1 pseudogene is annotated in these 292 nt (G+C 63.4%); it reads right to left on the bottom strand.

From position 1 onward, the window contains the following. Positions 1–292 (bottom strand): annotated as a pseudogene (locus tag BK660_RS30390) (diguanylate cyclase domain-containing protein); the annotation flags it as partial.

The raw sequence follows: 292 nt of genomic DNA, 5'->3' as shown, positions 1-292 counted from the left end.
CGGCAATCGCTGCCAGGTTGCGGGACCATGGTGGACAGGCCAATGTTGATGGTCAGGCTGGAGCCTTCAGTCGGTGAAAGATGCGGAATCTTCAGCGCAGCAACGGTTTGACGCAATTTTTCCGCCACTAGGAGCGCACCGCCCGGGGTGGTGTTGGGCAGCACCTACGCAAAGTCCTCGCCACCGTAACGGGCCGGCAGGTCGGCCGGGCGAGCGCTGGCTTCGCGAATCGCCGTCGCCACCCTGCGCAAGGCTTCATCGCCCTCCAGGTGGCCGAAGCTGTCGTTATAGT

This window comes from Pseudomonas brassicacearum (assembly GCF_003732265.1).
Taxonomy (GTDB): Bacteria; Pseudomonadota; Gammaproteobacteria; order Pseudomonadales; family Pseudomonadaceae; genus Aquipseudomonas; species Aquipseudomonas brassicacearum_D.
The sequence above is the reverse complement of the archived record's forward strand: the minus strand, read 5'-3'. Positions and strand labels throughout refer to the sequence as shown.